General features: G+C 61.2%; 21 protein-coding genes and 1 riboswitch. Of the genes, 7 read left to right on the top strand and 14 right to left on the bottom strand.

Annotated elements, in window-relative coordinates; translation table 11 throughout:
- Positions 1-64 precede the first annotated feature (64 nt).
- A complete protein-coding gene (locus B723_RS08045) occupies positions 65-1,852 on the top strand; it encodes a hypothetical protein (RefSeq protein ID WP_017336239.1) in 1,788 nt (595 codons plus the stop codon).
- A gap of 135 nt (positions 1,853-1,987) precedes the next feature.
- Here B723_RS08045 and serB read toward each other — a convergent pair whose 3' ends face one another.
- Positions 1,988-3,202: a phosphoserine phosphatase SerB gene (gene serB, locus B723_RS08040; protein ID WP_017336238.1), complete on the bottom strand. Its 1,215-nt coding sequence runs from the start codon at positions 3,200-3,202 to the stop codon at positions 1,988-1,990.
- A 135-nt stretch (positions 3,203-3,337) separates the two neighbouring features.
- On the opposite strand from serB, the gene B723_RS08035 reads away from it, so the two are divergent.
- Complete coding sequence (locus tag B723_RS08035) at positions 3,338-4,867, top strand: AhpA/YtjB family protein (RefSeq protein WP_017336237.1); 1,530 nt, start codon at positions 3,338-3,340, stop codon at positions 4,865-4,867.
- Positions 4,868-5,100: 233 nt separating this feature from the next.
- Here B723_RS08035 and B723_RS08030 read toward each other — a convergent pair whose 3' ends face one another.
- From B723_RS08030 to B723_RS07990, 9 genes are all read right to left on the bottom strand, one after another.
- Positions 5,101-5,814: a PqiC family protein gene (locus B723_RS08030; protein ID WP_017336236.1), complete on the bottom strand. Its 714-nt coding sequence runs from the start codon at positions 5,812-5,814 to the stop codon at positions 5,101-5,103.
- 177 nt (positions 5,815-5,991) lie between these two features.
- Positions 5,992-8,259 carry a DNA topoisomerase IV subunit A gene (gene parC, locus B723_RS08025; RefSeq protein ID WP_017336235.1) on the bottom strand — a complete coding sequence of 756 codons (2,268 nt, stop codon included), beginning with the start codon at positions 8,257-8,259 and terminating at the stop codon, positions 5,992-5,994.
- A gap of 7 nt (positions 8,260-8,266) precedes the next feature.
- A complete protein-coding gene (locus B723_RS08020; RefSeq protein ID WP_017336234.1) occupies positions 8,267-8,791 on the bottom strand; it encodes a retropepsin-like aspartic protease family protein in 525 nt (174 codons plus the stop codon).
- Positions 8,788-9,777: an esterase-like activity of phytase family protein gene (locus B723_RS08015; protein WP_017336233.1), complete on the bottom strand. Its 990-nt coding sequence runs from the start codon at positions 9,775-9,777 to the stop codon at positions 8,788-8,790. Before B723_RS08015 ends, B723_RS08020 begins: the two co-directional genes overlap by 4 nt.
- Entirely contained in the window at positions 9,777-11,681 is a 1,905-nt protein-coding gene (parE, locus tag B723_RS08010; RefSeq protein WP_017336232.1) for a DNA topoisomerase IV subunit B, read from the bottom strand. Before parE ends, B723_RS08015 begins: the two co-directional genes overlap by 1 nt.
- Before the next feature lie 40 nt (positions 11,682-11,721).
- Positions 11,722-12,330, bottom strand: a complete 609-nt coding sequence (locus B723_RS08005) for a YqiA/YcfP family alpha/beta fold hydrolase (RefSeq protein WP_017336231.1) — start codon at positions 12,328-12,330, stop codon at positions 11,722-11,724.
- 181 nt (positions 12,331-12,511) lie between these two features.
- Complete coding sequence (cpdA, locus tag B723_RS08000; RefSeq protein WP_031318314.1) at positions 12,512-13,327, bottom strand: 3',5'-cyclic-AMP phosphodiesterase; 816 nt, start codon at positions 13,325-13,327, stop codon at positions 12,512-12,514.
- Positions 13,328-13,430: 103 nt separating this feature from the next.
- Positions 13,431-13,883: a DUF1249 domain-containing protein gene (locus B723_RS07995; RefSeq protein ID WP_017336229.1), complete on the bottom strand. Its 453-nt coding sequence runs from the start codon at positions 13,881-13,883 to the stop codon at positions 13,431-13,433.
- Positions 13,874-14,491 carry an NUDIX domain-containing protein gene (locus B723_RS07990; RefSeq protein ID WP_017336228.1) on the bottom strand — a complete coding sequence of 206 codons (618 nt, stop codon included), beginning with the start codon at positions 14,489-14,491 and terminating at the stop codon, positions 13,874-13,876. Before B723_RS07990 ends, B723_RS07995 begins: the two co-directional genes overlap by 10 nt.
- A gap of 206 nt (positions 14,492-14,697) precedes the next feature.
- Here B723_RS07990 and B723_RS07985 point away from each other — a divergent pair, with 206 nt between their 5' ends.
- Entirely contained in the window at positions 14,698-15,444 is a 747-nt protein-coding gene (locus B723_RS07985; protein WP_017336227.1) for an RsiV family protein, read from the top strand.
- Here B723_RS07985 and cytX read toward each other — a convergent pair.
- Both cytX and thiC read right to left on the bottom strand, forming a co-directional pair.
- Positions 15,413-16,705: a putative hydroxymethylpyrimidine transporter CytX gene (cytX, locus tag B723_RS07980; RefSeq protein WP_017336226.1), complete on the bottom strand. Its 1,293-nt coding sequence runs from the start codon at positions 16,703-16,705 to the stop codon at positions 15,413-15,415. The two genes, B723_RS07985 and cytX, sit on opposite strands and share 32 nt — an antisense overlap.
- A gap of 152 nt (positions 16,706-16,857) precedes the next feature.
- The gene (gene thiC, locus B723_RS07975; protein WP_017336225.1) at positions 16,858-18,747 is read right to left on the bottom strand and encodes a phosphomethylpyrimidine synthase ThiC; all 1,890 of its coding nucleotides are present in this window, start codon (positions 18,745-18,747) and stop codon (positions 16,858-16,860) included.
- 168 nt (positions 18,748-18,915) lie between these two features.
- A riboswitch (TPP riboswitch) is annotated at positions 18,916-19,021 on the bottom strand.
- Between the two features lie 192 nt (positions 19,022-19,213).
- On the opposite strand from thiC, the gene B723_RS07970 reads away from it, so the two are divergent.
- On the top strand, positions 19,214-20,647 hold the full coding sequence (locus tag B723_RS07970; protein WP_017336224.1) for a TolC family outer membrane protein: 1,434 nt from the start codon (positions 19,214-19,216) through the stop codon (positions 20,645-20,647).
- A gap of 174 nt (positions 20,648-20,821) precedes the next feature.
- Here the strand turns inward: B723_RS07970 and waaA are convergent, their stop codons facing one another.
- Both waaA and B723_RS07960 read right to left on the bottom strand, forming a co-directional pair.
- Positions 20,822-22,102 carry a lipid IV(A) 3-deoxy-D-manno-octulosonic acid transferase gene (gene waaA, locus B723_RS07965; protein ID WP_017336223.1) on the bottom strand — a complete coding sequence of 427 codons (1,281 nt, stop codon included), beginning with the start codon at positions 22,100-22,102 and terminating at the stop codon, positions 20,822-20,824.
- Positions 22,103-22,113: 11 nt separating this feature from the next.
- On the bottom strand, positions 22,114-23,016 hold the full coding sequence (locus B723_RS07960; RefSeq protein WP_017336222.1) for a LysR family transcriptional regulator: 903 nt from the start codon (positions 23,014-23,016) through the stop codon (positions 22,114-22,116).
- Between the two features lie 102 nt (positions 23,017-23,118).
- Between B723_RS07960 and B723_RS07955 the strand changes: the two genes are divergently transcribed.
- The 3 genes from B723_RS07955 (at position 23,119) to B723_RS07945 (ending at position 25,508) form a co-directional block, all read left to right on the top strand.
- Complete coding sequence (locus B723_RS07955; protein WP_008027887.1) at positions 23,119-23,451, top strand: DMT family transporter; 333 nt, start codon at positions 23,119-23,121, stop codon at positions 23,449-23,451.
- A 72-nt stretch (positions 23,452-23,523) separates the two neighbouring features.
- Positions 23,524-24,699 carry an NAD(P)/FAD-dependent oxidoreductase gene (locus B723_RS07950; protein WP_017336221.1) on the top strand — a complete coding sequence of 392 codons (1,176 nt, stop codon included), beginning with the start codon at positions 23,524-23,526 and terminating at the stop codon, positions 24,697-24,699.
- Positions 24,696-25,508, top strand: a complete 813-nt coding sequence (locus B723_RS07945; protein ID WP_017336220.1) for an aldo/keto reductase — start codon at positions 24,696-24,698, stop codon at positions 25,506-25,508. Before B723_RS07950 ends, B723_RS07945 begins: the two co-directional genes overlap by 4 nt.
- Positions 25,509-25,522: the final 14 nt, after the last annotated feature.

Here is a 25,522-nt window from a genome sequence, read left to right as displayed (position 1 = left end):
CGACCAGAACTGCTACAGTCAGGTCATTCACTGCCCATTTTCCCGGTTGGAGTTTGTTCACGGCATGAATGAGACCAGTCCTCACCTTTTGCTACGCGCGCCGATCCCTGCACAGTTGCGCCTGTCGTTCTGCGAAGCCACCCCGCGCGACCTCAAGCGCTGGATCGCCGACCTCCCCAAGGCCAACATCGGCGAAACCGCTCGCCAGCTCTATCAAGGCTTGAGCGAACTGAATCAACTGCTGACACCCAGCGACAATCGTCTGCAATTACTCGAGTTACTCAGGCCCGAGGTGTATTACGTTTGCAAACACCTGGAGCGGCACTTCCTGTACCAGTCGATTGTCCTCGACGAGCGTTCGCGCAAGATCGCCAACCTTTGCCAGGCGCTGCAAAGTCATTTGGCGATTGGCTATAAACAGATCGTCGTGCGCCTCTCGCCGCGCCTCAGCAAGGACCGCGCGCCGCTGCTGGCCCAAGCATTGCAACGGGCGATCCATTGCCTCAACGGTCCTCTGATCCGCGCCACCGAGCTCTATTGTCCCGTGCCGGAAGGTGTGTGGCTGGAACTGCATCTGCTGTATCGGATCGCCTGTTCTCATCGGCTCCAGCACCTGAGCCTGCGCGATGAGCTGGCCAGCCAGACGCAAACCCTGAGCATCGAACAGACGTACGTGGTCGCACTGCTGCTGGGCGCCGCACGATGCAATCAACTGCGCCAGAACCAGATCGCGCGGCTCGCCGAAGTGCTGGAGCCGTGGAGCAAATTGATCAAGCTGCAACCGGAATCCGCGAGCGGCGGACTGTTTGGCGTCGCACCGGAGCTCGACATCGGGCCGCGTTACCGTTCGAAATTCCGGCCCGAGCAACAGGAATGCTTGCTGGGGCTCGATACGCTGCCGCTGGTCACAGCCATTGATGCCCATTTGCAAAAAACCGACAGTGCGGTGCCACTGCCCGTGCCGGCAGGATTGAGCCTGGATACGCTGCAACACCTGAATGCCGCCTGGGGCCAGGCGGTCGAACGCAGTTTCCAGCGCACGCCCAGTCAAGGGACCTTGACCTTGTGCGTGGGCATGAGCGCGCTGCACTTCTATCTGGGCGGGCAGCGTCCGTTCAGCGAGATCCTGAAACATCCCGGTGCCGGGCGCGCACAGTTCGCGGCGACCTCGCCCTCCCTTCGGGAAAAAGACCAATGGCACCACGCCTTCGACGCAGCGCCGCAAGGCACCGCCGACACGTTGCTGCCCTACGAAGAAATCGAATACCCGCAACTTCAGAACGACGACAATCAAAAAGACTCCGACCGCAACCGTCACTTTCCGACCTACGCCTTGCCGGTGATCAATCACAGCCCGGGCGGTTATTGCCTGGCCTGGCCCGGTGACGTGCCGGCCGAGTTACAGGCAGGCGAGATGGTGGGCATCGAGGATACGGCGGGGTCGGGCTGGAGCATCGCGGTGGTGCGCTGGATCCGCCAGGTTCGCGGCGGCGGCACGCAAATGGGTATCGAGCAAGTCGCGCCCTACGCCGAGCCTTGCGGCCTGCAACTGGTGCGCACCCGTGACGACCACAGCCAATATCTGCGAGGCTTGCTATTGCCCGCGATCAGCGCGATAGACCTGCCGGCCACCTTGCTCGCCCCGCGCCTGCCCTTTCAGGAAGGCAACAAGGTGGTGATCAACACCAATGGCGAGGAACGCCGGGCCGGACTGGACCGCCGGGTGGCGAGCACCAACAGCTTCAATCAGTTTGCCTATCGTTCGCTGGAGGCCACCAGAAACGACAACGCCGCGGGGAGCGGCGTGGTCGGTATTGAGGAAGAATTTGATTCGTTGTGGAAAACGCTTTGAGGGTGAATCCGATAACTGTGGCGAGGGAGCTTGCTCCCGCCTGGACTGCCTAGCAGTCCATTTTTTGGGGCCGCTTCGCAGCCCAGCGGGAGCAAGCTCCCTCGCCACAAAGGCACTTTCTGAGTTATGGAAAACTCAGAGCTGCCCGTCACGGTCCCGAAAGCCCAGCAAGTACAGCACGCCATCCAGCCCAAGGGTGGAAATCGCCTGCTTCGCCGACTGCTTGACCAGCGGTTTGGCGCGAAACGCTACACCCAGCCCGGCAATCGCCAGCATCGGCAAATCGTTGGCACCGTCGCCGACCGCGATGGTCTGCTCCAGACGCAAACCTTCCTTGTGCGCCAGCTCCTTCAGCAGATCCGCCTTGCGCTGGGCATCGACGATCGGCTCGACCGCCACGCCGGTGACCTTCCCATCAACCACTTCCAGCTCGTTGGCGAACACGTAGTCGATGCCCAGCTTGGCCTGCAATTGCTTGGCGAAGTAAGTGAAGCCACCCGACAAGATCGCAGTCTTGTAGCCCAGGCGCTTGAGTTCGGCAAACAGGGTTTCGGCACCTTCGGTCAGGCGCAGGGAGGCGCCGATCGAATCCAGCACGCTGACGTCCAGACCTTTGAGCAAGGCCAGACGCTCTTTGAAGCTGGCGCGGAAGTCGAGCTCTCCGGCCATCGCCCGCTCGGTGATTTCCGAAACCTGGTCGCCGACGCCAGCGGCCTTGGCCAATTCGTCGATGACTTCGGCTTCGATCAGTGTGGAGTCCATGTCGAACACCGCCAGACGACGGTTGCGGCGGAACAGCGAATCTTCCTGGAAGGCGATATCGACATTCAATTCCTGGGCGACGCTGAGGAACTCGGCCCGCAGCGCTTGCGGATCAGCCGCTTCGCCACGCACGGAAAACTCGATGCAGCCCTTGCCTTTGTCAGCCGGCGTGTCCAGCGGCATGCGCCCGGACAGACGATCGATGTGGTCGATGTTCAGGCCATATTTGGCGGTGATCGAGCTCACGGCCTGCAATTGCCCGGCGGTCACTTTGCGGGTCAATAGCGTCACGATGTGGCGCTTTTTGCCCTGATTGCCGACCCACTGCTGGTAATCATCTTCGGACACCGGCGTGAAACGCACCTGCTGATCGAGTTTGTAAGCCGTGAACAGAATGTCCTTGAGCACCGAGTTGCCTTGCTCGGTGTCAGGAATTTCAACCAGGATGCCGAACGACAGGGTGTCGTGGATCACCGCCTGACCGATGTCGAGAATGTTCACACCACCCTGGGCCAGAACGCCGGTAATGGCCGCAGTCAGACCCGGACGGTCGACTCCCGTGATGTTTATCAGGACGATTTCGCGCAAGGCGCACCCCCGCAGGTGGAAAAAAACCGCATTCTACCCACTTTCAGTGACCATCGGGCACCGTGAGCGCTTTGCCGGTCTAGGGCCTGTCGCTATACTGCGCGTCAACTTCACGGACAAAAGAGCCGAGCTCAAGTGAACCGGCCCACGCCAGTAAAAACCGATAACTTCTTTCTGCTGATCTTCCGTGCACTGCGCCACCGCCGTGTACCGATTGCATTGCGCATTGCCAGCCATAACGTGATCCTGGTCGCTCTGGCCCTGGTGATCTACGCCTGTGTGATGGGTTTGCAGTTCAAGCAGGCCATGCACGAGCAGGCGGATGCCCTGGGCGAAAGCCTGACCACGCAGACCGCCACGTCCGCCACGGAGCTGCTGGTGTCCAACGACATCCTCAGCCTCAACGTGCTGCTCAACAACCTGACCAAGAACAAGCTGGTGGCCCACGCCGCCATCTACAGCGTGGACAACCGCATCCTCGCCGAAGCCGGCCAGCGCCCCAAGCACAGCCTGCTGGGCGAAGCGGAGGGCATGTACCAGAGCAAGATCACCTTCCAGGACGTGACTGCCGGGCAACTGCGCATCAGCCTGGACATGGATCAGTTCCAGCAGCCGATGACCATCAGCCTGCAAAGCATGGGCATCTTGAGTGCAATCCTGTTGGCCTTGTCGTTGGCCTTGAGCCTGCGCCTGGGTCGGCACATCTCCACACCGCTGCTGCAATTGCGCGTGTGGCTGCGCAACATCGATGAATACACCCCGGCAACCGGGCGTCAGGACGAGATCGGCGACCTGGCTCGCCAGCTGCACGCCAACTTCGCGCCGGAGCCGGCCGAGCCAGAGCCTGAGCCGGAACCCGAGTACGACGAAAACGATTACGAAGACGGCGACGACGAGCCGGCCTTCGAAGTGCGCAATCTGCGTGATCCGAGCTTCGACGAAACCAAGCCTGTCGCTGGCCTCAAGCCTGCGCCACGGCATATCGTCAGCACCGTAGAAGATGAAGATGACGACGATGCGTTTGCCGACCTGCGTGACGAGTCGGTAGCGAGCGCATCGAAGCCAGTGGTCAAACCGCAGGTATCGAACGTGCCGCAACACAGCGCGGTGCTGGCCGTGCAACTGGGCGCCCAGGATCAGTTGCGCCGCCTGCCACGTGCGCGCCTGGAAGAATTGCTGAAACGCTATCGCGACTGCCTCGACCAGGCCGCGTCACTCTATGAGGGCGAACTGCATAGCCTGAACGATGGCAGCACGTTGATGGTGTTCCACACCGAAGACAGCGGTGACGACTACCTGACCAACGCCATTTGCTGCGGTGAGTTGCTGCGGGCGCTGGGCCATCAGTTGCAGATCGAAGTCGCGGACAGCGGCATCACCCTGCAATTGCAGTTGGGCCTGACCCTGGGCGACGAGTTGTTTGGCTTGAGCCAGATTGACCTGCTACTGACCGAAACCGCCCAGGACGCCCTGGCACTGTCGCAACACAGCCGCAATCTGCTGTTGGTGGAGCGCAAGATCAGCGACGACGCGCTGATTCGCCAGCGTGCGCGGATCCGTCCGATTGCCAGCCCTGAGGGTGCATGCTGTGTAGAGCGGCTGATGGAGCCTTATCCGTCGATGCTGGAGCGGCAACTGGCGCGGATGCATGAGCGCCGGGCGTAAACCTTAGGCCCTGATGTGAAGAAGCCCGCAGATGAGTGATTGTCTGCGGGTTTTTTGTTGTCTGTTCTGGCCCCATCGCCAGCAGGCTGGCTCCCACATTGGATCTATGGCGTCCACATGTCCCCTGTGGGAGCCAGCCTGCTGGCGATGAGGCCGGGACAGGCAATGGAGATGAACCTGCAGAAACAACAAAGCCCGCATCTCTGCGGGCTTTGTGTTGGATCAATCCAGGCTTAGAACCTGAACACTTCCATATCGGTACGGATAGGCGAAGCCATCGGAATCTTCGGCTGCTTTTCCTGTTCCGTCGCTGGCGCCGCAGGCTTGGCAGCCGGTTTCTTTGGCGCTTCCGCAATCGGTGGCTGGTTAGCCAGCGGCTTGAGCGCTACCGACAACTGCTCGGCAAGTTTCTGCAACAACACACCCTGAGCCTGAACCTGCGCGGCAGTACCGCCGGCGTGTTGTTCCTGCAGATGAATGATGCGGTTATCGCGCACCTGACCACGACGGTCGATCAAACGCCATTGCGCATCAAGGATCGCCGGTTGCGACTCACCCGAGTCCAGGCGCGTGATGGTCAGCAGCACCTGAACGTCCGGCGTGAAGCCGAGCGTTGCCGGCGCCAGCACCACGCGTTGACTGTCCAGATGACCTGCCACCTGACGCAGCAACAGCTGATCGATGTCGGAAGACAGGCTTCCCGCCCAACGACCATCGGTCGAAGCCTGCAAGCTGCCATCCGGCTGACGCTGCAGCAATGTCTCACGTTGCAGATAGTCGGCGACCGTTACCGGGCCGAGCAATACCGCCATGCCCGCGCTTTGCGCAGGCTGAGCCGGACTTCCGCTGTCCAGCTGATACAGCGACACCGGTTGGTGAGTGCTGCAACCCGCCAGGCCAAGAACGCCGGCGAGCATCAAAATAAAAGGAAGGCGCAGAGCAGTCATCGTCCCATCCAGGTGGTTGCCACAAGGCTAACCACAGTGAAAATACTCAATAAATATGAAGAACGCTCGGCCACGCCGGCGCTTGGAAAGGCCATATCATCCGTGAATATGCGTTCCGACTCCAGCGGCAAAGCGTCGATCTACGCGTTAAATCGCAGATCGAGCGCTCTAGGACGCTTAATTGAGGTTTTCGACGAGCAGCGCATCTACCCTCTGGAAGCCTCGTGGAAGTTTGTTTCCACGCCGCCCACGCTCACCTTTGTAGTGTTCGAGGTCGTCCGCCTTCAGTGACAAGGTACGTTTTCCGGCCTGCAGCACTAAGGTGGCGCCTTCCGGCAGAACAGCGATGTCCGTGACATATTCTTCGCGACTGGCCACACGCTCACCGGAAATCCCGATGATCTTGTTGCCTTTGCCCTTACCTAATTGTGGCAGATCGCTGATTTTGAAGATCAGCAGGCGACCTTCGGTGGTCACCGAGGCCAGCCAGTTGTTCTCACGATCAGCCACCGGGCGCGGCAGAATGACCTTCGAGTTGTTCGGCAAGCTCAGCAACGCTTTGCCCGCCTTGTTCTTGGCCTGGAAGTCCTCACCCTTGACCACGAAACCGTAACCGGCGTCGGAGGCGATCACGTACAGCGAGTCATCATCCGGCATCAGCACGCATTCGAAACTCGCGCCGGGTGGCGGCGTCAGACGACCGGTCAACGGCTCGCCCTGACCACGGGCTGATGGCAAGGTATGAGCAGCCACCGAATAGCTACGACCGGTAGAGTCGATAAACACGGCAAACTGGTTGGAACGCCCGGGTGCCAGGGCCTTGAAACCGTCCCCAGCCTTGTAGGAAAGCCCGGTGGCGTCGATTTCGTGCCCCTTGGCGGAACGAACCCAACCTTTTTCCGACAGCACGACGGTTACTTTCTCGTTCGGCAGCAGATCGTGCTCTGTCAGGGCCTTGGCTTCGGTGCGCTCGACGATCGGCGAGCGACGGTCGTCGCCATAGGTTTCGGCGTCCTTGATCAGCTCGGTGCGCACCAGTTTTTTCAGCTTGGCTTCGCTGCCCAGCAGGGCTTGCAGCTTGGCTTGTTCCTTGAGCAGTTCATCCTGCTCGGAGCGCAGCTTCATTTCTTCCAGGCGCGCCAACTGACGCAAACGGGTGTCGAGAATGTACTCGGCCTGGATTTCGCTCAGGGCGAAACGCGCGATCAGGGCGGCTTTCGGGTGTTCCTCGGTGCGGATGATGTGGATCACTTCATCCAGGTTGAGGTAGGCAATCAACAAACCGTCCAACAGGTGCAGACGACGTTCAACCTTGTCGAGGCGGAATTGCAGGCGACGACGCACGGTTTGAACGCGGAACTCCAGCCATTCCACCAGCAGCGCACGCAGGTTTTTCAGCTGCGGCTTGCCGTCCAGGCCGATGATGTTGATGTTGACCCGGTAGCTCGACTCCAGCTCGGTGCTGGCGAACAGGTGCTGCATCAGCGCGTCGTGGTCAAAATTCTTGCGCGCGCCCGGAATGATTACGATCCGGCACGGGTTTTCGTGGTCGGATTCGTCGCGCAGGTCCGCGATCTGCGGGGCCTTGGACGGCTTGGCCTGCATCATGGCCGCGATCTGCTCCAGCACCTTGGCACCGGACACTTGATGCGGCAGCGCGGTGACGATGATGTCGCCGTCTTCGATGTGGTAAACGGCGCGCATGCGCACCGAGCCCTTGCCGGTTTCATACATTTTCAGCAGATCGGCGCGCGGGGTGATGATTTCCGCTTCGGTCGGATAATCCGGGCCCTGGATGTGCTCGCAGAGCTGTTCGACCGTGGCTTTCGGCTCATCGAGCAAACGCACGCACGCTGTCGCGACTTCCCGCAGGTTGTGCGGCGGTACGTCGGTGGCCATGCCCACGGCAATCCCGGTGGTGCCGTTGAGCAGGATGTTCGGCAAACGTGCCGGCAACACCAGGGGCTCGTCGAGGGTGCCGTCGAAGTTCGGGCCCCAGTCGGCCGTGCCCTGGCCCAGTTCGCTGAGCAGCACTTCGGAATAACGCGACAGCCGCGCTTCGGTGTAACGCATGGCGGCGAAGGACTTGGGATCATCCGGCGCACCCCAGTTACCCTGACCGTCGACCAGCGTGTAGCGGTAGCTGAACGGTTGAGCCATCAGGACCATGGCTTCGTAGCAGGCCGAATCGCCGTGCGGGTGGAACTTGCCGAGCACGTCACCGACGGTACGCGCCGATTTCTTGTGCTTGGAATCGGCGTCCAGCCCCAACTCGCTCATCGCATAAATGATGCGACGCTGTACCGGCTTCAGGCCATCGCCGATATGCGGCAAGGCACGGTCCATGATCACGTACATGGAGTAGTTGAGGTAGGCATTTTCGGTGAAGTCAGCCAGTGACCGGCGTTCTACACCGTCCAGGCTGAGATCAAGGGAGTCGCTCATGCGGGCCTCATCGGTTCGTTGTCTGGCGCAGAAGCATGGTGCCACCGCGCTGGGTAAATTCAAGTTTGTTCAGTGCACTCATACCGAGCAGCACTTGCTTGCCATCAAGGCCTGGCACGACGATGGCGCGCACATCACGCAGCACGATGTCGCCCAGTTGCAGCCGGTCGACACGGGTTCGATAACCCTCGGTACGACCGTTGGCGGTGCTCAGGGTCACCCCGAAGCCTTTTTCAAGTTTCAGCCGTTCGGCCATTTCTGCCGGGATCGCCACATCGGTTGCCCCGGTATCCAGCATGAAATCCACCGGCTGGCCGTTGATCTGGCCGCTGGCGACGAAGTGCCCCTGGGTGTTGCTCGCCAGTTTCACTTCGATAAAACCTTCGCCCTGTTCCGAGCTGACGACGACATTGGGATTTTGCTGACGCTCCTCCCATTGGCCGAAAAACCGCGTCGCCAGAAACAGCGCTGCGCACCAGGCCAGCACCATGAACACCCGACCCGCGCGTTTCCCGGGCGTTTGCGGCGTCACGGCTTGGCACTCCAGCCACCTTCAGGCGCGGCGAAGCGCCAGACAATCGGGCGGTACTCGCCATCAGCACGGGCACCATCGTTGTTGTCGATGCCGACCCAGGCGCCATCGGCGTCGACGATCAGTGCTTCCGTCAGGCCATAGCCCTGTGGATAACGACGGTTATCCTGCAAGGCTTCGTCGGCAAACGACCAGCAACGCTCGACCTTGGCCGTCACCGCGTCACGGCGGCAAATTTCGAACGCATTGCGCTCAAGGGTAAACAGCTTGCCGTTGAACAACGACAGGTCGGCAAAGTCGCGCGACACTGCCCTGGCCTTGGGAAATTTCGCCGGCTGCATTTCCATGCCGGCCTCGCTCAGCAGTACACAACCGCCGTCGCAATCCCAGACCGTTTGCTGACGCTTGATCAACAACAGGCCACGGCGCTCACGTTCGGCGGCCAACCACAATTGATCGCCGGCCGGGTTGATCGCCAGACCTTCGAACAATGCGTTGAAGTGCAACAACATGCCACTGGCCCGGGCTTCGCGAACCAGCATCGGCGAGATCTTCAGCCAGGACGTCGGCCCAACGGGCGGCACTTGCAGTACCGCTGCGTGGGACTCGCTGACGATGTAGCGATTGCCGGCGTTGTCGCAGGTGATGCCTTCGAAATCCAGATCCCCGCCCCGCACGAACGACGCCGCCCACGTCCGCGAACGCAAACCCCAGGGCAAACCGCTGTCCGGCACAGGCGGCACACCGATACGTACGGTTTCCGCCTGCCAGACCGTATCGCCGGTCTCGAGTCGGTAGATCTGATCGTCGTCGCGATCGGAAATCGTCCACAAATCCTTGCCGCACTGCGCCAGCCCCGACAGGTTGCCGCCGCGCATGCCCTCCACGGGATGTTCGGACAACAGGCGCAACTCCGGTGCCGGTTCGGCGAACGCCGAAACAGAGGTCAGAAGTAACGCACATGCCAGGGCAAGGCCAACCCGCATCAGCCAAGAACCTCGGCCAGGTTGCCTTTGGATTCGAGCCAGGATTTACGGTCACCGGCGCGCTTCTTCGCCAGCAACATGTCCATCATTTCCGACGTCGCTTCGAAATCGTCCAGGGTCAGCTGCACCAGACGCCGGGTGTTCGGGTCCATGGTGGTTTCGCGCAGTTGCGGCGGGTTCATTTCACCCAGGCCTTTGAATCGGGTGACCTGAGGCTTGCCGCGTTTCTTCTCGGCCACCAGACGGTCGAGAATGCCATCGCGCTCGGCTTCGTCGAGGGCGTAGTAAATCTCTTTGCCGAGGTCGATACGGTAAAGCGGCGGCATCGCGACGTAGACGTGACCGGCATCCACCAACGGACGGAAATGCTGGACGAACAACGCGCACAACAGCGTAGCAATGTGCAAACCGTCGGAGTCGGCGTCGGCGAGGATGCAGATTTTGCCGTAACGCAGCTGGCTCATGTCCGCCGCACCCGGATCGACACCGATCGCCACGGCAATGTTGTGTACTTCCTGGCTGGCCAGCACTTCACTGCCGTCGACTTCCCAGGTGTTCAGGATTTTGCCGCGCAACGGCAGGATGGCTTGAAACTCTTTGTCCCGTGCTTGTTTGGCGGAACCGCCGGCGGAGTCACCTTCCACCAGGAACAACTCGGAACGCATCGGGTCCTGCCCGGCGCAGTCGGCGAGCTTGCCTGGCAGTGCCGGTCCCGCCGTGATGCGCTTGCGCTCGACCTTTTTGCTCGCCTTCAGGCGACGGCCGGCGTTGTTGATCGCCAGTTCCGCCAGGAGCATGCCGGTTTCCGGGTTCGCATTGAGCCACAGGCTGAACGCGTCCTTGACCACACCGGAAACAAACGCCGCCGCTTCACGGGACGACAGCCGCTCTTTGGTCTGGCCGGAGAATTGCGGTTCCTGCATTTTCATCGACAGGACGAAGGCGATGCGTTCCCAGACGTCTTCCGGCGCCAGCTTCACGCCGCGCGGCAGCAGGCTGCGAAATTCGCAGAACTCGCGCATGGCATCGAGCAAGCCCTGGCGCAAACCGTTGACGTGGGTACCACCCTGGGCCGTCGGGATCAGGTTGACGTAGCTTTCCTGCACGCTGTCGCCACCTTCCGGCAACCACAGCAGCGCCCAGTCGACCGCTTCCTTGTTACCGGCCAGGCTGCCGCAGAACGGTTCGTCCGGCAGGCGTTCGAATTCGCTGACTGCGTCGACCAGATAGGAGCGCAGACCGTCTTCGTAATGCCATTCGACTTTCTCGCCGGTGGCCTTGTCTTCAAAGCTGACCAGCAGACCCGGGCACAGGACGGCCTTGGCCTTGAGTACGTGCTTGAGGCGGCTGATGGAAAATTTCGGGGAGTCGAAGTATTTCGGGTCCGGGGCGAAGAATACGCTGGTGCCGGTGTTGCGCTTGCCGACGGTGCCGACCACTTCCAGTTCGGTCTTCTTGTAACCGTCGGCGAAAGTCATCTGGTATTCGTTGCCGTCACGCTTTACGCGCACACGGACTTCGGTCGACAAGGCGTTGACCACCGAAATACCCACCCCGTGCAGGCCGCCGGAGAACTGGTAGTTCTTGTTGGAAAACTTGCCACCCGCATGAAGCTTGGTGAGGATCAGCTCGACCCCGGAAACACCCTCTTCCGGGTGAATGTCCACCGGCATGCCACGACCGTCATCGCTGACTTCCAGGGAGTGATCGGCGTGCAGGATGACCTGCACCGAGGTCGCGTGCCCGGCCAAGGCTTCGTCGACGCTGTTGTCGATGACTTCCTGGGCGAGGTGATTCGGCCGACTGGTGTCGGTGTACATGCCGGGGCGTTTGCGCACCGGGTCGAGGCCCGAGAGGACTTCGATGGCGTCTGCGTTATAAGAGCTAGCGCTGGGAGTGGCCATGGGGTCTCGTCGTCAATGTTCTGTGAATAAGAGGCAAGGATCAAAGTGCAGTGAAATCAATCGCCTGATACAAATCTGCGCCGATGCCGGCAAAACTCAGCATTGCCGGCAATCGCTCGGCAAAACCCTGGAAACCATGGTCGCCGCCGGCCTGGATGCGCAAGGCACAAGCCCGGTAATACTGCTGGGCGAGGCGATAATCCAGTGTTTCATCACCGGTCTGCAACCACACCTGATAACGCTGCGGGTCCCGGGGCGCCGGCACTTCCAGCTCGGCCAGGGCCGTCACGTGGTCGTGGGTCAGTTCCCAGGCCTCATCGGTATACAGGTTTTTCTGTGTCCCCAGGTGCCCGTCGAACATCCGGTGCGGACTGACGGCAGGATTGATCAACAGGGCCTTGAGGCCATGGCGCTCGGCCAAGTGAGTCGCATAGTAGCCGCCGAGTGAGCTGCCGACCAGCAGTGGCCGCCCCAGTTCGGCAATCGCCTGTTCCAGCTGACCGATGGCTTCGCGCGGATGGTGATGCAAGGCTGGAACGCGCAGGTGATCGCTCAAGCCCAGACGCTCCATCACTTCGATCAACTGCGTGGCTTTTTTCGACGAAGGCGCGCTGTTGAAACCGTGGATATAAAGGATCGAACCGGACATTTGAACTCCCTGTGCGTCGGGTAAAGAAGGCGGAGTTTACAGGGTGTCGGGGGAATCGGGGATATCCGTGGAATTGATATCGTCTGAGCGGACGCCATCGACGGCAGGCTGGCTCCCACAGGGATTTGTGCACGACGCAGAGTGGGAGCCAGCCGTCTGGCGATGGCAGCACCGCAGATATTCAGTAGCCGTTGGAGCCATAATCGACCGTGAAATCAAAGCCAGTTACACGCTCCACGCCGGTTTCAATCTGCCCATCCGGCAACAGCCGCAACCATCGATATCCCGGCGCCTGCTCCCCCACCTTGAAATCCTCGCTCCCCGGCTCGAACTGAATGCAGGTAGAAGGCGAGGCGAACAGGCGTACGCCATTACGATCCTGATCAATTTCCTGGTGCACATGCCCCCACAAGACAGCGCGCACCTGCGGGAACCGATCCAGCACCGCGAACAGCGCCTCTGGATTGCGCAACCCGATCGGCTCCATCCACGCACACCCGATCGGCACCGGATGATGATGGAAACACACCAGATGATGCCGCTCGGGCGCCTCGCTCAACGAGCGGGCCAGCAGTTGCAGTTGCTCATCCTGCAGATACCCCGGCACCGAACCGGGCACCGCGGAATCAAGCAAGGTGACGCGCCAATTGCCGATATCCACCATTGGTTCCAGTAAAGCGCTGTGAGTCGCGGCTTCGGCCATGATCTGCGGTTCATCGTGATTGCCAGGAATCCAGCGCGCCGGTGCATCGAGCTGTCGGGTCAGGTCGCGAAACTGCTGGTACGACTCCAGCGTCCCGTCCTGGGAAAGGTCGCCACTGGCGATGATCAGATTGATCTGCGGCTGTTGCAGCCTGACCAGCTCGATGACCTTTTGCAGGCTGTCGCGCGTATTCATGCCCAGCAACGTACCGTCGGGCTCGGCAAACAGATGGCTGTCGGACAGTTGCACCAGCAACGCCGGATCGGCGGTGGTCAATGTGGATACGCTCGGCAAGGCGATCTCCCAGGGCTGAATCACGGGATGATGAAGTGCCGCAATTATGCTGGGGGATGGTCAAAAGAGGAAACGCGCGAACCTGACGCAGTTCACAACAACGTCAACGAACGACTTCGTACTCGTGCCCCAGCGCCAGGCAATGGCTCAGCCACTCCCCCAGAAACATGTTCAGCTGGGCCTTTTCGTCCGGCTGATGCATCGCGGCGTTCGGGTAAGGATAGATGCCGCGAAAGCGTCGCGCATGTTCGGCGCTGACCACTTCGGCCATGCAGGCGTCGTGATAGACCTGCACTTCCAGTTGCGGCACCGGCAACCACGGCAGGCTGTGCTCCTGGCGCACTTGCAGGGTGGTGGTATACGGACAGACCTGCAGCACTTCCAGCGCCAGCACGCCGAGCATCTGCTCGCCATGGGTCACGGCAATGCGCCGCGCCGCCGGTTCGTTGCGCATGTCCGGCAACAGTCGCATCAGGCGCGCGTAGTTGGCCTCGCAAGAGGCTTGCAGCCCCACGAGGTCGACCCTGTAACGATCGCGCAGCTTGTTTACGACCATAGCCCCCTCACTTCAACGCGATTCAAAGCCAGCCACTGCAAGGCAATGATGCTTGGCGCGTTGGCAATACGTCCGTCGCGTACGGCTTGCAGCGCGTCTTCGAACGCCCAGACCGAAACGCGGATATCTTCTGCTTCTTCCTCCAGCCCATGCAGGCCGCCGACCCCGGTTGTCTCGCAACGCCCCAGGTACAAATGCACGAATTCATTGCTGCCGCCCGGCGATGGAAAATATTTGGTCATCGGCCACAGCGCCCCGAATACAAGCCCAGCTTCCTCCTGCGCTTCGCGGTGAGCAACCTCTTCCGGCACCTCATCCTTGTCGATCAGACCGGCGACCAGCTCGATCAGCCACGGGTTATCGGTCTTGCCCATGGCACCGACGCGAAACTGCTCGATCAGCACCACTTCGTCACGCTGCGGGTCGTAAGGCAGCACGCAGACGGCATCGTGGCGAACAAACACTTCACGATTGATTTCGCGGCTCATGCCACCGGCGAACAACTCGTGGCGCAAGTGCACACGATCAAGCTTGTAAAAGCCCTCGTAGCACTTTTCGCGCCGGACGATATCGACGGCGGTCGGAATGGCGTTGGCAAAATCAGTCATGACTATCCTCGTATGTGCAGCGAGGCTCCTGCCTCGACTTCGCGCCATCCTAACGCGCCCGTGACGTTTGATGCAGCCCCTTTCCCGTCAGCGGGATAGACGGTGAGGGCGAAACCAACTCTAATTAGCTTAGTGGCGAACTGACTGCTTCGTTGAGAGTCGAAGCGGTTAACTTTTCGCCTTTCCCTGTTTTATGAAGGACGCCCATGTCGCTTTTTAAAATCGCCTCCGTGGCCGCAATCGCCCTGACCCTGGGCGCTTGCCAGAGTCTGTTCCAGCCCAACTACCGGGCGCCGCTGGAAACCACCCGCGACGCGACCGAAACGCTGAAACCGGGCTGCACCACACCCGAGTGCCCGCTGGTAAACATTGATACGCTGCGCTTTCCCGCCGAGCCTCAGCTTGACGGCATCGTCGAAAAACGCCTGCTGCAAATGACCCGCACCTCACCCGACGCCCCCGCGGCACCGACGCTGGCGGCTTATCGCGATGAGTTTTTGCGCACTGCCGGCCCGCGCTACAGCAGTTACCTGCAAGCGAAAGTACGTGAGCAGCATGACGGCTTGGTGATCGTTGAGTTTTCCAGCTACCTGGACACCGGCGGTGCGCATGGCACGCCGGGTCGCAGTTTCATCAACTATTCGCGCCAGCAGCATAAAGTGCTGACCTTGTCCGACATGTTGGTGCCGGGGCAGGAAGAAGCATTCTGGAAAGCGGCGCAGGTGGCGCACAACAGCTGGCTGATCAGCACCAAGCTCGATCAGGAGCCGGAGTTCGTGAAGCAGTGGCCGTTCCAGAAAACCCCGAACGTGGCGCTGACCTACGGCGGGGTGATCCTCAAGTACGAAGTGAGCACCATCGCGCCTTACGCGCTGGGCCACGTCGAATTGAAGATCCCCTACCCGCGCCTGAACGGCATTCTCAAGCCCGAGCTGTTTCCCGGCCGTAACTGAAGGCCCGGCCCAGCACCAGCTGCAGCAGCCCTGCCAGAATCAACGACGGCAGGGTTGCGCCGATGTCCGGATACAGATTGGCCAGCAAGTGATAGGTGCTCACCCCGCCCAACCAGGCGAGCAACGCCGGCCAGCGCAATGCAGCTGACGCCACACGAGCACTGCGTTTGCGCAAGATGAAGTGATCCACCAGCACCACGCCGAACAGCGGCGCAAACACCGAACCGATCAACAACAGGAAGTTCTGGTACTGAGCCAACGGCGCCAGCAAGGCGATCAGGGTGCAGACCACACCAATGGCCAACGCCAGGTGCTCGACTTTCAAGCGCAACAGAATCCCGCTGGAGACGGCCGCCGAATGAATGTCGGCAAACGCATTTTCCGACTCATCGAGCAGAATCAGCAGCAGCGGAATCCCCAGGCCCGCACCCGCCAAGGCCAACAGCAAGGCGTTCACTTCACCGCTCGGCGCGAACGCCAGGGTGTAGGCCACGCCCAGGCTCATCAGCCAGAAATTACCGATAAAGAAGCCGATCGCCGTACCGCCGAAAACGTTCTTCGCCCGCTTGCCGAAACGCGAGTAGTCGGCAATCAGCGGCAGCCACGACAGCGGCATCGCGATAGCAATGTCGAAGCCCACCGCGAACGGCATCGAACCGTCACCCGCCTGCGCCCACAACGCGGCCAGGTCGGCCTTGGCGAACAGGTTCCAGGTCAGCCAGATACACGCCGCCAGCAACAGCCAGATGCCCCACTTACGCAGTATCTGCCGCACGAAGGTCAACGGACCGCTGACAGCCAGCAAAGTCGCCAAGGCACCGAAGAACAACGTCCAGAGCAGCGGACTGGTGAACAGACTGCCTTCGCTGAACGCACGGGCACCAAGCAGGCTGGCAGCGTCGCGCATCACGATGATTTCGAACGAGCCCCAACCGATCAGTTGCAGCAGGTTCAGCACCGCGGGCAGGCTCGCGCCACGCTTGCCGAGGCTGAGTTTGAGCGCGGCCATCGACGACAGGCCGGTGTCACTGCCGATCACGCCGACAGCGGCGAGCAGCAGAACGCCGACCAGCGTGCCGAGGAAGATCGCCAACAGCGAACCGGACAGGCCAAGACCTGGCGCGAGCAATGCGCCGGTCTGCAAAACCATCAGGCCGATGCCGAGGGAAAACCACAGGGAAAACAGATCGCGTCCGCCGAAGACACGCTTGTCGGTCGGCACCGCGATGTCAGGGGAATAAGTGCTGGGTTGAATGCTCAAGGGGTGTTATCTCAGAGGGACATTTGTTGTTGTGTGGATCGCTATCGCCAGCAGGCTGGCTCCCACAGGGGACTTGTGAACACCCCAAATCCAGTGTGGGAGCCAGCCTGCTGGCGATGAGGCCCTTACAGGCCCCACCTTTTCAGGTCAGGTCAAACCTTCTTGTACAGCTGACTGCCTTCCTGCTTGAACCGCTCGGCCTGTTCCGCCAATCCCTGGGCGACTTCGGCATCGACGGTTTCGATCCGCTGGTTGGCCGCGTATTCACGGACTTCCTGGGTGATTTTCATCGAGCAGAATTTTGGCCCGCACATCGAACAGAAATGCGCGACCTTGGCCGAATCCTTCGGCAGGGTTTCATCGTGATACGAACGGGCGGTGTCCGGATCCAGGCCCAGGTTGAACTGGTCTTCCCAACGGAATTCGAAGCGCGCCTTGCTCAAGGCATTGTCGCGAATCTGCGCGCCCGGATGTCCCTTCGCCAGATCGGCAGCATGCGCGGCGATCTTGTAGGTGATGATCCCGGTCTTCACGTCATCCTTGTTCGGCAGGCCCAAGTGCTCCTTCGGCGTCACGTAGCAGAGCATGGCGCAACCGAACCAGCCGATCATGGCCGCACCGATACCCGAGGTGATGTGGTCGTAGCCCGGCGCAATGTCGGTGGTCAGAGGACCGAGGGTATAGAAAGGCGCCTCGTCGCAGCACTCGAGCTGTTTGTCCATGTTCTCTTTGATCAACTGCATCGGCACGTGGCCGGGGCCTTCGATCATGCATTGCACGTCGTGCTTCCAGGCAATCTTGGTCAGCTCGCCGAGAGTTTCCAGCTCACCGAATTGCGCAGCGTCGTTGGCGTCGGCAATCGAGCCCGGACGCAGGCCATCGCCCAGCGAGAAGCTGACGTCGTAGGCCTTCATGATTTCGCAGATGTCTTCGAAATGAGTGTAGAGGAAGTTCTCTTTATGGTGCGCCAGGCACCACTTGGCCATGATCGAACCGCCACGGGAAACGATGCCGGTCACGCGCTTGGCGGTCAGCGGCACGTAGCGCAGCAACACGCCGGCGTGGATGGTGAAGTAGTCGACGCCCTGCTCGGCCTGTTCGATCAGCGTGTCGCGGAACAGCTCCCAGGTCAGGTCTTCGGCAGCGCCGCCGACTTTTTCCAGGGCCTGGTAGATCGGCACGGTACCGATCGGCACCGGCGAGTTGCGGATGATCCACTCGCGGGTTTCGTGAATGTGCTTGCCAGTGGACAGGTCCATGACCGTGTCCGAACCCCAGCGAATGCCCCAGGTCAGTTTCGCCACTTCTTCTTCGATGGACGAACCCAAGGCGCTGTTGCCGATGTTGCCGTTGATCTTCACCAGGAAGTTACGGCCGATGATCATCGGTTCCAGTTCGGTGTGGTTGATGTTGGCCGGAATGATTGCGCGACCGCGGGCGATCTCGTCACGGACGAATTCGGGGGTGATGATTTTCGGTACGCTGGCGCCGAAGCTGTGACCGGCGTGTTGCTGGTCCAGCAACCCGGCGGCACGGGCCACTTCGAGCTTCATGTTCTCGCGGATGGCGACGTATTCCATCTCGGCGGTGATGATGCCTTTGCGCGCGTAGTGCATCTGGCTGACGTTGGCCCCGGCCTTGGCCCGGCGCGGGTTGTTGACGTGGGCGAAACGCAGCTTGGTCAGCTCGGCATCGGCGAGGCGTTCCTGGCCGAAGTTGGAACTCAAGCCCGGCAGCCGCTCGGTGTCGCCACGGGATTCGATCCACGGCGAACGCACATCGGCCAGGCCTTTGCGCACATCGATGATGACGTTGGGATCGGTGTACGGGCCCGAGGTGTCGTACACCACCACCGGCGAGTTGATCTCGCCGCCGAAGTCGGTCGGGGTCACGTCGAGGCTGATTTCGCGCATCGGCACGAGGATGTCCGGACGAGAGCCCTGGACATAGATTTTTTGCGAACGGGTAAACGGCTGAACCGATTGTTGATCGACTTGGGCCGAGTCACTCAGGTTCGTAGTGTTTTTTAATTTTATCGTCATCACGGGCTCTCCAGACAGCATCCAGGCATTGGAATTTTGTCGGAGCGAACCTGTAACGAATGGACGCGACCAATCAGCCATGACATCGCTGTTGGTGCTGTGCTCAGTGCTCGAGGGGTGTTCGATTGTCGAACAACATCCCGGACGAAGCACAAGAGGACTCGCCGGGTGACGAGAAATCTTGTTCCCTACGCAGGCGCTAACCTGATCAGGTTCAACGGGATCCGAAATTATTCGATCTCAGCCTCATAGCAAGGCACCCCGACAAGAACCCGGCCAGTCTAGACACAAGTGGCAAAGAACGCCAACACCGCTGTAAACACCATGATGAATGGCGCAATTACAGGATTGTTGCGGAACGAGCGTGCAACTACACTCGCATCGGCCATGCAGCGCATTGACGCTACGTGGCCTGCGCCGTACCTTTGGCGCTCAAATTATCAGCGTAATTTTTAGGGATGGCCGCATGCTGCGCAAACTTTCACTGGCCCTTGCCGTGTCTTGTGCTTCCAATGGAATGGCCTGGGCAGCAGAAGCGCCCTTATCGACCAATACCGATCTGGTCAGCGTCTACCAGGAAGCGGTGGACAACAACGCCGACCTGGCCGCCGCCCGCGCCCAGTACGGCGCCCAGAAGGAAGTCGTGCCCCAGGCCCGCGCCGGCCTGCTGCCGAATATCTCCGGCGGCGCCCAGGTGGCCAACGTGCGCACCGACATCGATCAACCGGCGGCCATCGCCAACCGCAGCGCCAACTCCTATCGGGCGACATTGGCTCAGCCGTTGTTTCGTGCCGATCGCTGGTTCCAGTATCAGGCCGCCAAGGACGTCAATGAGCAGGCAGCCCTGCAACTCTCGGCGACCGAGCAAAACCTGATTCTGCAAACCGCTGAAAACTACTTCAACGTGCTGCGCAGCCAGGACACCCTGGCCTCGACCAAGGCTGAAGAAGCGGCATTCAAGCGCCAGCTCGACCAGTCCAACGAGCGCTTCGATGTCGGCCTGTCGGACAAGACCGACGTGCTGCAATCGCAAGCCAGTTACGACACGGCACGGGCCAACCGGATCGTTGCCCAGCGCCAGGTGGATGATGCATTTGAAGCGTTGATCACCCTGACCAACCGTCAGTACAACTCGATCCAGGGCATCGTCCACACCTTGCCGATCCTGCCGCCGGCCCCGAATGACGCCAAGGCCTGGGTCGACACCGCTGCCAAACAGAACCTGAATCTGCTGGCCAGCAACTACGCGGTCAGCGCTGCCGAAGAAACCCTCAAGCAGCGCAAGGCTGGCCACGCGCCCACGGTGGATGCGGTGGCCAAGTATGAGAAAGGCGACAACGACGCCTTCGGTTTCAGCAACCCGAATGCCTTCCGCCAGTCTTATGGCGGCCCCGTCGAGCAGCGCACGCTGGCCCTGCAACTGAACATCCCGATCTACAGCGGCGGGCTGACCAGTTCGCAGGTGCGCGAGTCGTACTCGCGCCTGGACCAGACTGAACAACAGCGTGAAGGCCTGCGTCGGCAAGTGGTGGAAAACACCCGCAACCTGCACCGCGCGGTGAACACCGATGTGGAACAGGTACAGGCGCGCAAACAGTCGATCATCTCCAACCAGAGCGCAGTGGAAGCGACCGAAATCGGTTATCAGGTGGGCACGCGAAACATCGTTGATGTGCTCGATGCCCAGCGTCAGCTGTACACCTCGGTGCGCAATTACAACAACACCCGCTACGACTACATCCTCGACAACCTGCGCCTGAAGCAGGCCGCCGGTACGTTGAACCCGGGGGATTTGCAGGATCTGAAGCGCTATCTCAAGGCCGACTACAACCCGGACAAGGACTTCCTGCCACCGGATCTGGCCAAGGCTGCGGCAGAGCAGCTCAAAGCCCGGCCCTGAGGGAGCGTTGCGGCAGGGCTAACCTGTGGCGAGGGAACTTGCTCCCGCCGGGCTGCGAAGTGGCCCCAAACCCTGAGCACGCGGTCTGTCAGATAGACCGCAACGGCTGATTTCACGACTGCTTCACAGTCGAGCGGGAGCAAGCTCCCTCGCCACACTATTTCAGTGACAGACTCAGGGCTTGTCGATCAACCGCCCCAACCCCTCCAGCAACCGCTGCAACGCGCCCTGATTGGTGCGCATCACCTTCAACCCCGCCTGCGCCATCCGCTGCGCATCGCGCGGCAATTCGAACAGTCGCTGCACGGCCAGGGCCAGCCCTTCGGCATCCTCCACCTCCTGCAACGCGCCGGCGCTGCGCAACTGCGCGGCGATCTCGAGGAAGTTGAACAGGTGTGGCCCACTGAGCACCGGTTTCGCCAGGGCGGCGGGCTCCAGCAGGTTATGGCCACCGTTCGGCACCAGACTGCCGCCGACAAACGCGCTATCAGCCAAGGCATAAAGAAACAGCAACTCGCCCATGGTGTCGCCAAGCAACACCGAAGTCCCTGCGGTCACCGGCTCGCCGGTGGAACGACGGACCGTGGCGAAACCCTGCTGCTTGCACAGGTCGAACACCGAGTTGAATCGCTCCGGGTGACGCGGCACCAGAATCAGCAACGCATCGGGATGACCGGCCAGCAACTGCCGATGCGCCGCCAGCACCACTTCGTCTTCACCGTCGTGAGTACTGGCGGCGATCCACACCGGACGCTCCTGAGCCTGCCATTGCCCGCGGAGCTCAGCGGCGCGCAGGAGCAATTGCGGATCAATGGTCAGGTCGAACTTGATCGAGCCGGTCACTTCAACGGTTTCTGCACGGGCGCCCAACTCACGGAAGCGCTGGGCTTCGGCTTCGGTCTGCACCGCGAACAGACTCATCTCGGCGAGCATCGGCTGGGTCAGCTTGCCGAAACGGCCATAGCCTTTGGCCGAACGCTCGGATAGTCGTGCATTGGCCAGAGCGACGGGAATCCCGCGTTTGGCGCATTGATGGATATGGTTGGGCCAGAGTTCGGTTTCCATGATCACCGCCAGTGTTGGCCGGACCCGGTCCAGAAATCGCGCCGCTGCGCACGGCAAGTCGTAAGGCAAATAACAGTGCTGGATGCGCGGCTCGCTGGCGAACATCGCCTGGATGCGTTCGGAGCCGGTCGGGGTCATGCAGGTCACGGTGATCGGCAGCGCCGGATAGCGTTGCAGCAACGCGCGAATCATCGGCGCTGCGGCAATGCTTTCGCCCACCGACACCGCGTGTACCCAGATGCCGCCCGGCTTCATCGCTGGCAACCCGAGGGAGAAACGCTCGCCGATGCGTTTGGCATACGCCGGCGCCTTGCGCGAGCGCAACCATAGCCGAATCGCTACCAGTGGCAGCCCCAGGTAAAACAGCGCGGTGTAGAGAGTTCTATTCATGGCGGCGGAGTTTATCGGCTTTTCTCGCCGATCGCCTGCAAGTGCACGGCAAAACGTTCCGCCAGCCAGCGAGCCGCCGGGCCAAGGGGTTCGTCGCGCCGCCAGACCAATTCCACCACCAGCGCCGGCGGTGTCCATTCGCTGACCAGTTCGACCATCAAATTCTGATACGCCGGGTATTGCACCACGTGTCGCGGCAGCCAGGCCCAGCCGAGGCCCCGCACCAGCCATTCGGCCATCACGTAGAAGCTGTCGGCCCGCCAGACTTGCGGGCTGGCCGGCTCGCTGCCGGGGTAGACACTGGACTGCGTGGACATCAGCAGCTGTCGATGCTGCGCCAGTTCCTGACAGTTCACGGCAGCGTTCGCCGCCAACGGATGCCCGACGCCACAGACCGTAACCATTTCAACGCTGCCCAGCACGCGCCGCTCAAGCGCTTCGGGAATCTGGTCGTGATAAAACAGCAACCCCAGATCGGCCCGACGCTCCACCAGTTTGCGCGCCACATCACCCTGGGCCGCGCTGGTCAATTGCACTTCAAGGCTGGGAAATTGCTCGCCAAGTGCTTCGAAGCTTTCGATGATCGGCTGGTAGGGCATCGCCTCATCCTGAGCCACCCGCAGACGAGCCTCCTGCCCGCGCATCATCGCCAGCGCCCGACCGTTGAGTCGCTCGCACTGGCGCAGCACTTCCCGCGCCTCCTCCAGCAAGGCACTGCCGGCTTCGGTGAGTTTTGGCTGACGGCCGCTGCTGCGGTCGAACAGGCTCACACCCAAGTCTTCCTCCAGCAACGCAATCGAGCTGCTGACCGCCGACTGCGCCTTGCGCTGATCCCGTGCGACGGCGGAAAACGATCGCTGCTCCGCTACGCTGACAAACAGCCGTAGCTGCTCCAGATTCCATTGCGTGTTCATGATCAACCCATCGCCATAACAGATAGGTAATGACTTTACCGCATCTGGAGAATCACTAAAATGCCGACCTCAGAAAGCAACACTTCACATGAGGATGCACCCATGACCGCTTACTACTACCTGGCTATTGCCATCTGCGCCGAAGTGATTGCCACTGTTTCGATGAAAGCGGTCAAAGGCTTCAGCACGCCGCTGCCGCTGATTCTGGTGATCGTCGGCTACGGCATCGCCTTCTGGATGCTGACGCTGGTCGTGCGCAGCGTTCCGGTGGGTGTGGCATACGCGGTGTGGGCCGGCATGGGGATCGTGATGGTCAGCGTTGCAGCGCTGTTTATTTACGGGCAGAAGCTGGATGTGCCGGCTATGTTGGGCATGGCGTTGATTGTGCTGGGTGTCGTCGTGATCCAGCTCTTCTCCAAAACCGCTGGGCATTGACGAAGGCTGCGATCTTTTTTCCCGTCCTAGCTCTGTATACTGCGCCCTCGTCTTGAACACTGAGGTCGCTGCATGCCATCCGTTATTTCCACCGACGTTTTGATTGTCGGCGCTGGTGTCGCCGGCCTCTGGCTGAATGCGCGTTTGCGCCGCCAGGGTTTTTCGACCGTGCTGGTGGAAAGCGCCAGCCTTGGCGGCGGGCAGAGTGTGAAGTCCCAGGGGATCATCCATGGCGGCGCCAAATACGCGCTGCATGGTGCCCTGACCGGCGCTTCGGAAGCCATCGCCGACATGCCCCGTCGCTGGCGTGAAGCCTTGGCCGGCGACGGCGAACTGGACCTGTCCGGTGTGCGCCTGCTGTCCGAAGCCCACTACCTGTGGTCTCCCGGCACGATCGCCGGCAACCTCACCAGTTTCTTCGCCAGCAAAGCCGTGCGTGGCCGCGTCGACCAGGTCAAGGGCGACCAACTGCCGCCGGCCCTGCAGGACAAGCGCTTCAAGGGCAAGGTCTACCGCCTGGCGGAGTTGGTGATCGACGTGCCGAGCCTGGTCCAGCGCCTGGCCGATCTGGCGGGCGATGGCTTGCTCGCCGGTCAGAACATCGAACCGCTGCTGGACGGTGACGTCCTGGTGGGCCTGAAGGTCGACGGGCGCGAGATCCGCGCCCAGCGCATCGTCTTGAGCGCCGGAGCCGGCACGGCGGCGCTGCTTGAAGCGCTGGGCCTGAGCCAGCCCGCCATGCAACGCCGACCGTTGCACATGATCATCGTCAAAGGCCCGAGCCTCAAACCGCTGTACGCCCACTGCCTGGGCGGCGGCACCAAACCGCGCATCACCGTCACCACGCACCCGGCCGCCGATGGCCAATGGGTCTGGTACCTGGGTGGCGACATTGCCGAAGCCGAAGGTGTTGCACGCGAACCTGCCGAGCAGATTGCCACCGCGCAGAAAGAACTCGGCCAGTTGCTGCCATGGATCGACTTGAGCACCGCGCAATGGGCGACCTTGCGCGTGGACCGCGCCGAGCCGCTGCAATCGGGCCTGACCCGTCCGGACAACGCCTTCCTTGCCGAAGAAGGCCGCTTGCTGGTCGGCTGGCCTACCAAACTGGCGCTGGCGCCGGACTTCGCCGACCGCGTGATCAACGCCTTGCAACGCGACGGCATCCAGCCAGGCCATCCGGCGCCGCTGCCCGAATTGCCGAAACCGCCGATGGGCGTCCCGGCCTGGGAGCAACTGCTGCCATGAGCCAACCCACCCTGCACGATGTGCATCGTCCACTGGGCAGCACCGGCCTGATGGTTTCGCCGCTGGGTCTGGGCACGGTCAAACTCGGCCGCGATCAAGGCGTGAAATACCCCAATGGCTTTCAGATTCCCGGCGATGACGAAGCGCGCATGTTGCTCAAACTCGCGCGCGATCTGGGCATCAACCTGATCGACACCGCCCCCGCCTATGGCCGCAGCGAAGAACGGCTCGGCCCGTTGCTGCGGGGGCAGCGCCAGGATTGGGTGATCGTCAGCAAGGTCGGCGAGGAATTTGCCGACGGTCTGTCCCGTCATGATTTCAGCGCTGCGCATACTCGCCTGTCGGTGGAACGCAGCCTGCAACGCCTGGAAACGGATTTTATCGATCTGGTGCTGGTGCATTCCGACGGCAACGACCTGGCGATCCTCAACGACAGCGAAGTCTATACGACCCTCGCCGCGCTCAAGGCCGAAGGCAAGATTCGCGGCTATGGTTTCTCCGGCAAAACCGTCGAAGGCGGTTTGAAGGCTCTGGAGCAAGGTGATTGCGCGATGGTCACCTACAATCTGAACGATCAGAACGAGAAGCCGGTCATTGACTATGCTGCTGCACACGGCAAAGCCATCCTGGTCAAGAAAGCCCTGGCCAGCGGTCATGTCTGCCTGAGCCCGGGTGTAGACCCGGTGCGCGCCAGCTTCGAGTTGTTGTTTGAACATCCGGGTGTCGCCAGTGCTATTGTCGGGACCATCAATCCGCTGCACCTCGCCCACAACGTCGCGACCGTTGCCCAGGTCCTACGTAGCAACTGATGCCGCCCCTCGCG

The sequence above is a fragment of the Pseudomonas fluorescens NCIMB 11764 genome (assembly GCF_000293885.2).
In the GTDB taxonomy this organism is placed as follows: Bacteria; Pseudomonadota; Gammaproteobacteria; order Pseudomonadales; family Pseudomonadaceae; genus Aquipseudomonas; species Aquipseudomonas fluorescens_B.
The sequence above is the reverse complement of the archived record's forward strand: the minus strand, read 5'-3'. Positions and strand labels throughout refer to the sequence as shown.

Excerpts from the sequence above, each read along its gene's own strand:
- B723_RS08045 (WP_017336239.1), top strand. The coding sequence starts at position 65 with ATGAATGAGACCAGTCCTCACCTTTTGCTACGCGCGCCGATCCCTGCA.
- B723_RS08030 (WP_017336236.1), bottom strand. The coding sequence starts at position 5,814 with ATGACTGCTCTGCGCCTTCCTTTTATTTTGATGCTCGCCGGCGTTCTT.
- parC (WP_017336235.1), bottom strand. The coding sequence starts at position 8,259 with ATGAGCGACTCCCTTGATCTCAGCCTGGACGGTGTAGAACGCCGGTCA.
- B723_RS08015 (WP_017336233.1), bottom strand. The coding sequence starts at position 9,777 with ATGCGGGTTGGCCTTGCCCTGGCATGTGCGTTACTTCTGACCTCTGTT.
- parE (WP_017336232.1), bottom strand. The coding sequence starts at position 11,681 with ATGGCCACTCCCAGCGCTAGCTCTTATAACGCAGACGCCATCGAAGTC.
- B723_RS08005 (WP_017336231.1), bottom strand. The coding sequence starts at position 12,330 with ATGTCCGGTTCGATCCTTTATATCCACGGTTTCAACAGCGCGCCTTCG.
- B723_RS07995 (WP_017336229.1), bottom strand. The coding sequence starts at position 13,883 with ATGGTCGTAAACAAGCTGCGCGATCGTTACAGGGTCGACCTCGTGGGG.
- B723_RS07990 (WP_017336228.1), bottom strand. The coding sequence starts at position 14,491 with ATGACTGATTTTGCCAACGCCATTCCGACCGCCGTCGATATCGTCCGG.
- B723_RS07985 (WP_017336227.1), top strand. The coding sequence starts at position 14,698 with ATGTCGCTTTTTAAAATCGCCTCCGTGGCCGCAATCGCCCTGACCCTG.
- thiC (WP_017336225.1), bottom strand. The coding sequence starts at position 18,747 with ATGACGATAAAATTAAAAAACACTACGAACCTGAGTGACTCGGCCCAA.
- B723_RS07970 (WP_017336224.1), top strand. The coding sequence starts at position 19,214 with ATGCTGCGCAAACTTTCACTGGCCCTTGCCGTGTCTTGTGCTTCCAAT.
- waaA (WP_017336223.1), bottom strand. The coding sequence starts at position 22,102 with ATGAATAGAACTCTCTACACCGCGCTGTTTTACCTGGGGCTGCCACTG.
- B723_RS07960 (WP_017336222.1), bottom strand. The coding sequence starts at position 23,016 with ATGAACACGCAATGGAATCTGGAGCAGCTACGGCTGTTTGTCAGCGTA.
- B723_RS07955 (WP_008027887.1), top strand. The coding sequence starts at position 23,119 with ATGACCGCTTACTACTACCTGGCTATTGCCATCTGCGCCGAAGTGATT.
- B723_RS07950 (WP_017336221.1), top strand. The coding sequence starts at position 23,524 with ATGCCATCCGTTATTTCCACCGACGTTTTGATTGTCGGCGCTGGTGTC.
- B723_RS07945 (WP_017336220.1), top strand. The coding sequence starts at position 24,696 with ATGAGCCAACCCACCCTGCACGATGTGCATCGTCCACTGGGCAGCACC.